Source organism: Streptomyces sp. SID1328, from assembly GCF_009865595.1.
Lineage (GTDB): Bacteria > Actinomycetota > Actinomycetes > Streptomycetales > Streptomycetaceae > Streptomyces > Streptomyces griseoluteus.
The window spans coordinates 1-5,980 of record NZ_WWKH01000590.1 but is presented as its reverse complement, the minus strand read 5'-3'; the positions used below and the strand labels follow the sequence as shown (position 1 = coordinate 5,980).

The window sequence follows — 5,980 nt, the reverse complement described above, 5'->3', positions numbered from 1 at the left end:
CAGCCCAGCTCGACCCGGCTCACCTCGCCGCCCGGCACCGCGCCGGGCACGGCGTCGGCCCGCTCGTGCTCCGCGACCAGCGCCTGCCCCTTCTCCAGCACGCCCTCGGGCAGCCGTACGGTCCCGGAGGCGGCGGCGACCAGGTCGACGCGGGCGCCGATCTCGGCGGCGAACCGGTCCAGCCGGGCGGCGTCCTCGGCGGAGCGCATGTCGACCAGGGCGACGACCACGTAGCGGCGCCTGGGGTGGCGGGCGTGCAGCTCGCGGATGGTGTTCAGGACGGTGTTGCCGGTGGAGAACTCGTCGTCCACCAGCACCAGCGGGCCGTCCCCGGCCAGCAGGGCCGGGTCCTCGGGGAGCAGCAGGTGGGAGGTGGCGTGCGAGTGGGACTCCTCGAAGCCGCCGGCCGGGGTGACCCCGGCGACCGGGCGGCGGGTGGAGTGCAGATACGGGGCCAGGGCGAGGCCGTCCGCGACCGAGTGACCGAGGCCGGTGGCGGTCTCCGCGTACCCGAGGACGACCGCGCGGGCGGCCTCCGCGTCCCCGAGCAGGGCGCGGACCCGGTGACCGAGGCGCACCCCGTGGCCGTGGACCACGGCGGGCGACTGCGGGACGTGCTTGCCGAGCACCTTGGAGACCAGCAGATGGGCCCGCTTGGGGTTGCGGCGCAGGGCCATCCCCAGCAGGTCGGTCAGGTGCTCGTCGCCCTCCAGTTCGACACCGAGTCGCCGTGCGACCCAGGTGCCGGACCAGACGCCGTCGTTCACTGCGTTCTTCATGCGTTCCTTGCGGCTCGGGGGCAGGGAGATGGGGCTCTGTGCCAGGAGGGGCTTGCGGGCGAGGGAGGGCTCAGCCGGTCATCACGCCGGCGGTGAGCAGGTCCACGAAACCGACGTCCTCGTTGGCCACCCCGAAGACCTCCGCGCGCAGCAGGGTCCGCTCGGCCCAGGCGCGGTGCGGCTTCACCTCGTTCATCTTGTTCGTGTACGCGGACCTGAGGACTCCGCCGCCGTCGCTGTCCGGCCGGAGGATGTCCGCCGCGTCGCTGAACTCCTCGTGGCTGACCACGGAGAGCGCGTGCACGGGAAGCACATGGGAGGGATGGATGCAGGTCTTGCCGAGCAGACCGTTGGCCTGGTCCAGGGAGATCTCCCGGAGCAGGCCGTCCATGGCGTGTTCGATCAGCTTCTCGCGCAGTCCCACGGCGCGCACCTCCAGGAAGGGGCTCGTCCTGAGCTGCGGCTTGAAGACGCGCTCGGGGACCCGGAAGTACTCCCACACCGGCCCGGTCACGGTGAACCCGCTGCCGTCGGCCCGGCCCAGCAGGTTGACCACGTCACCGATGACGGAGGCGACGATCTGGACGTCGTACGCGGTCATGTCGGGGGCGCGGCGCAGGCCGTAGGAGGAGCAGAAGTCGGTGACGCCCAGGCGCAGCGCCAGGACCCGGTCGCGGTACTTGCCGACCGCGCGGGCGATGCCCTCCAGGATCTCCACGCGGGACTCGCGGTAGAGCAGCTCGGGCGACTCCAGCACCGGCATGGCGAAAAGCCGCCGTCCGCAGGCGGTCTCGGCCGCGCTCAGCGCCTCCAGGAAGGGGACGCCGCGCTCCTCGGTGAACTTGGGCAGCACGAAACCCGACAGCAGCCGGACGCTGGCGCCCAGGCGCCGGACCAGGTCGGGGATCTGGTCGGGCGTGCGCACCCGGACGAACAGCAGCGGCGGCTCGGCGCCGGTCCGCGCGTACAGGGCGTCCAGCTCGGCGAACTGCCGGACCAGGTTCTCCTCACCGGCGGGCACGTCCTCGTCCGCGATGGAGTCCTCCAGGCACAGCACCATCGAGACGACGCCACTGCTCGTCTGCTTGACGATGTCGGCGGCGAGCCGGGGCCGGGTGGCCGGGCTGTACAGGGTGGCCCCGAGGGCCGCCGAGAGCAGCCTGGCCGGGGAGTCGGCGGTGAAGGCGCACGGCTCCTGGTGGAAGAGACGCTCCCGCGCTTCGGGGGCGATGTGCCCGAAATGACGCATAGGACTCCCTCAAGGCGCGCCTAGTCTGTGATTTCCGCAAAGGGTGGCCGGTAATAGTACGTAGAGAGGCATGTCCGGGGTTCCCGGCCGGTATGAATTTCCGGTTACCCGCCCGTGTCGGGCAAACACCCCCCGCATTGTCGTGGCCAGGACCGAGAAGGCAGGATGACCGCATGACGCACGCGATGCTGAAGGGGTCGAACGTCCCGCTGGACGCCGCCGCGGTACGGGCGGTGCTGCGCTGGACACCGGGGCAGGACGTCCCCGAGGTCGACGCCTCTGCGCTGCTATTGGGCCCCGACGGCCGGGTGCGCTCGGACGAGGACTTCGTCTTCTACAACCAGCCCCGCCACCCCTCCGGCGCGGTGTGGGGGCTGGGCCGGAAGCCGGTCGCCGGTGGCCTGACCGACACCGTCCAGGTGGACCTGGCCGGGGTCGAGTCCGGAGTGGACCGCGTCCTGCTGGTGGCCTCCGCCGACGACGTCCCCTTCGACCGCGTCCCGTCCCTGTGCGTGCTGGTCTACGACGCCTCGGCGACCGACGCCGAGCCGCTGGCCCGGTTCGAGGTGAAGCCGGAGACCGGCGCGGAGACGGCGCTGATCTGCGGCGAGCTGTACCGGCGCGGGGACGGCTGGAAGTTCCGCGCACTGGGCGAGGGCTACTCCAACGGTCTGGAGGGGCTCGCCACCGACTTCGGCATCTCGGTGGACGAGTCGGAGGCGGCGGCCGAGGAGCCGCGCCCGTACGAGTCCCGGTCGGTGCCGCTGCCCCCGGAGCAGCCCGTACCGCTGCCGCCGCTGCCCGCCCAGCCGCCGGCCTACGGCTATCCGCAGCCCGTCTCGGCCCCGCAGCCCGCGTACGGCTATCCGCAGCCCGCTTCCGCGAGCCAGGCCACCTACGGCTATCCCCAGTCCGTCCAGACCCAGGCGCCGCCCGCCTACGGGTACCCCCAGCCCCAGCCGGGGCCGGCGGCGGCCCCGCTGGACCCGGACTTCCGGCTGCCGCCGCAGGGGCCGCAGTTCCTGGGGCGCTAGCCATCCCCGCTCAGCGGTCCGCCTTGGTCTTGTAGCCCCGTCCCCAGGTCAGCCCCCAGCCGTACAGCCGGTCGAGCTCGCCCTGGAAGCCGTAGACGAACTTCACCTCGCGGCGCACGACCAGCTCGCCCTTCACGTTCTCTATCAGCACCACGGCGCACGAGCGGGCCTGCGGATGGCGTTCGTCGAGGCCGATCTCGATGCGCGGGCCGTTGCTCGGGTAGAGCGTGACCACGGCGTGGGTGCGGTCGAAGGCCGGGGTCTGGTCGTAGATGTACACGAAGACCAGCAGGCGTTTGATGGCGTCCCGGTGGTCCAGGTTGACGTACATCGTCTCGCCCGAGGCGGAGCCGAACCGGTCGTCGCCGCTGAGCTTGACGTACGGCGGGGCGTTGACGTCGCCCAGGTAGCCGCCGAGGGGCTGGACGACGCCCCTGGTGCCGTCGGCGAGTTCGTAGAGGCAGCCGAGGTCCAGGTCGACGTTGACCATGCTCTGGCCGTGGCCCATCACTTCCGGTGGTTTCAGTGCCTTGAAGGGGTGCCGGAAGAGGCTGCCGCGCTGGGGGCCGCCGAGGTCGGAGGTGCGCATCCGCCAGGTCAGGTTGACCCGGAGGTTCCCGGTGGCCGCGCCCTGTTTGGTGAGGGACACCTGCTGGTGCCGCTTGGTCAGTTCGATCGCGTTGGACCCGGAGCTGCCCGAGTCGAAGTCGGCGGTGCGGCCGCCCAGCAGTCCGTCGAGAAATCCCACTTCCGCCCCCCTGGAAAAGTCGTCGGGGCGGCCGACCCGAGTCGGCCGCCCCATTCGAAGCGTTCCTCACCGAGCGGGATGCCACACCCCGCCACGTCCCCGATCTTGCCCCTAGGGGTCGTCAGACCCCGGAGGAGATCTCCGTCTTCTCGCTCGACCCGGCATCGCCACCGGAGGCCGCGAGGGCGCGGTTGCGGCGGACCGAGGACCAGAAGGACCAGGCGATCAGGACGACGCCGACCAGGCCGGTGATGACCTCGTTGATCTCGTACTGGATGGTGACCATGAGGATCACGGCCAGGGCGCCGATCGCGTAGTGGGCGCCGTGCTCCAGGTAGACGTAGTCGTCGAGCGTGCCCTGGCGGACCAGGTAGACGGTCAGCGAACGGACGTACATCGCGCCGATGCCGAGGCCCAGCGCCATCAGGACGATGTCGTTGGTGATGGCGAAGGCGCCGATCACACCGTCGAAGGAGAAGGACGCGTCCAGGACCTCCAGGTAGAGGAACATGAAGAACGCGGCCTGGCCGGCCAGCTTCACCGCCGAGCGTGGCTTGCCGGAGCGGGCGGCCTCCTCCTCGGCCTCGTGCTCGGCCTCCTCCTCGGCCTCCAGCTTGTCCTCGAAGTACCCGGAGAGACCGCCGACGACCATGTAGGTGATCAGACCCGCGATCCCCGCGATCAGAACCGTCTGGGCCTTGTCGACATGGGCGCCGCCGTGCTGGTGGGCGTGGGTGGCGAAGGTGAAGGAGGTGATCAGCAGGACGATCATGGCGATGCAGACCGACAGCATGTCGACCTTGCCGAGCTTGGCCAGCGGCCGCTCGATCCAGCGCAGCCACTGGATGTCCCGGTCCTCGAAGATGAAGTCGAGGAAGATCATCAGCAGGAACATGCCACCGAACGCGGCGATGGCCGGGTGGGCGTCGGTGACCAGTTCCTGATAGCGGTCCTTGTTGTTCAGCGCGAGATTGACGGCCTCGACCGGGCCCATCTTGGCGCTGATGGCGACGATGACGACGGGGAAGACCAGCCGCATGCCGAAGACCGCGATGAGCACGCCGACCGTGAGGAAGATCTTCTGCCAGAAGGCACTCATCTTCTTCAGGATTCCGGCGTTGACCACCGCGTTGTCGAAGGACAGCGAGATCTCGAGGACGGAAAGGATCGCCACGATGCCGAAGGCCTTCCACCCCCCGTAGAAGACCGCTGCGACCAGGCCGATCGCGGTGATCGCGAAAGACCAGCCGAAGGTTTTCAGAAGCACTGGCTACCCCATCATCTTCTGGGGGCCCCTCCCAGACGCTGTCTGGGGGAGGTCTCCCCCGCCGCCGTACCCGGCTTTACGAAACGTTGACTCCGAAGTCTAGAGCGATGCCCCGAAGTCCGGACGCGTACCCCTGTCCGACCGCACGGAATTTCCATTCGCCCTGATACCGGTAGAGCTCGCCGAAGATCATGGCCGTTTCGGTGGAGGCGTCCTCGCTGAGGTCGTAGCGGGCGAGTTCCTGGTCGTCGGACCGGTTGACCACCCGGATGAACGCGTTGGCGACCTGGCCGAAGGACTGGTTGCGCTCGTCCGCCATGTGGATCGAGACCGGGAAAATGATCTTCTCGCACTGCGGCGGCACCCGGGAAAGGTCCACCAGAATCGATTCGTCGTCACCCTCGCCCTCACCGGTGAGGTTGTCGCCGGTGTGCTCCACCGAGCCCTCGGGGCTGGTGAGCTGGTTGTAGAAGACGAAGTACTCGTCCCCCAGCACCCGGTTCCCGGCGCCGCACAGCAGGGCGCTGGCGTCCAGGTCGAAGGGGGCGCCGGTGGTGGAGCGGGCGTCCCAGCCGAGACCGATCATGACGTTGGTGAGATTCGGCGCGGCCTTGGAGAGGGAGACATTGCCTCCCTTGGCGAGCGTGACACCCATGCTGATCCTCCCCTGTGGTGTTCTTGGTTCTCCTGCGCCACCGGCGCCGCCCGCAAACGCGGAACGGCGCCGGAAGAGGTGCGAGCCGTACGGCGTCAGACGTTGACGCCGAAGTCCTGGGCGATGCCGCGCAGGCCCGAGGCGTAGCCCTGACCGATGGCGCGGAACTTCCACTCCGGGCCGTTGCGGTACAGCTCGCCGAAGACCATGGCCGTCTCGGTGGAGGCGTCCTCGCTGAGGTCGTAGCG

Annotated in this window: 6 protein-coding genes and 1 pseudogene; 1 reads left to right on the top strand and 6 read right to left on the bottom strand. The window is 69.7% G+C overall.

All coding sequences use genetic code 11. From position 1 onward, the window contains the following. Both GT030_RS18815 and GT030_RS18810 read right to left on the bottom strand, forming a co-directional pair. Positions 1–779, bottom strand: a 779-nt coding sequence (locus GT030_RS18815) for a phosphoribosyltransferase domain-containing protein (protein WP_202460266.1), incomplete at its 3' end; no start/stop codon positions are given. Between the two features lie 70 nt (positions 780–849). Further along, a complete protein-coding gene (locus GT030_RS18810) occupies positions 850–2,028 on the bottom strand; it encodes an HpcH/HpaI aldolase/citrate lyase family protein (RefSeq protein ID WP_161202081.1) in 1,179 nt (392 codons plus the stop codon). A gap of 173 nt (positions 2,029–2,201) precedes the next feature. On the opposite strand from GT030_RS18810, the gene GT030_RS18805 reads away from it, so the two are divergent. Further along, the gene (locus tag GT030_RS18805) at positions 2,202–3,062 is read left to right on the top strand and encodes a TerD family protein (protein ID WP_161202080.1); all 861 of its coding nucleotides are present in this window, start codon (positions 2,202–2,204) and stop codon (positions 3,060–3,062) included. A 10-nt stretch (positions 3,063–3,072) separates the two neighbouring features. Here the strand turns inward: GT030_RS18805 and GT030_RS18800 are convergent, their stop codons facing one another. The 4 genes and pseudogenes from GT030_RS18800 to GT030_RS18785 form a co-directional block, all read right to left on the bottom strand. After that, entirely contained in the window at positions 3,073–3,810 is a 738-nt protein-coding gene (locus tag GT030_RS18800; RefSeq protein WP_161202079.1) for a Tellurium resistance, read from the bottom strand. Between the two features lie 121 nt (positions 3,811–3,931). Then, positions 3,932–5,077 (bottom strand): DUF475 domain-containing protein, encoded by a 1,146-nt coding sequence (locus tag GT030_RS18795; RefSeq protein WP_161202078.1) that lies wholly within the window; start codon positions 5,075–5,077, stop codon positions 3,932–3,934. A 76-nt stretch (positions 5,078–5,153) separates the two neighbouring features. After that, complete coding sequence (locus GT030_RS18790) at positions 5,154–5,732, bottom strand: TerD family protein (RefSeq protein ID WP_086695837.1); 579 nt, start codon at positions 5,730–5,732, stop codon at positions 5,154–5,156. A 95-nt stretch (positions 5,733–5,827) separates the two neighbouring features. Beyond that, positions 5,828–5,980: pseudogene (locus GT030_RS18785) on the bottom strand (calcium homeostasis/redox stress adaptation protein); the annotation flags it as partial.

Bases quoted from the DNA above. Each gene is read 5' to 3' on its own strand.
- GT030_RS18790 (WP_086695837.1), bottom strand. From the start codon at position 5,732: ATGGGTGTCACGCTCGCCAAGGGAGGCAATGTCTCCCTCTCCAAGGCC.
- GT030_RS18805 (WP_161202080.1), top strand. From the start codon at position 2,202: ATGACGCACGCGATGCTGAAGGGGTCGAACGTCCCGCTGGACGCCGCC.
- GT030_RS18810 (WP_161202081.1), bottom strand. From the start codon at position 2,028: ATGCGTCATTTCGGGCACATCGCCCCCGAAGCGCGGGAGCGTCTCTTC.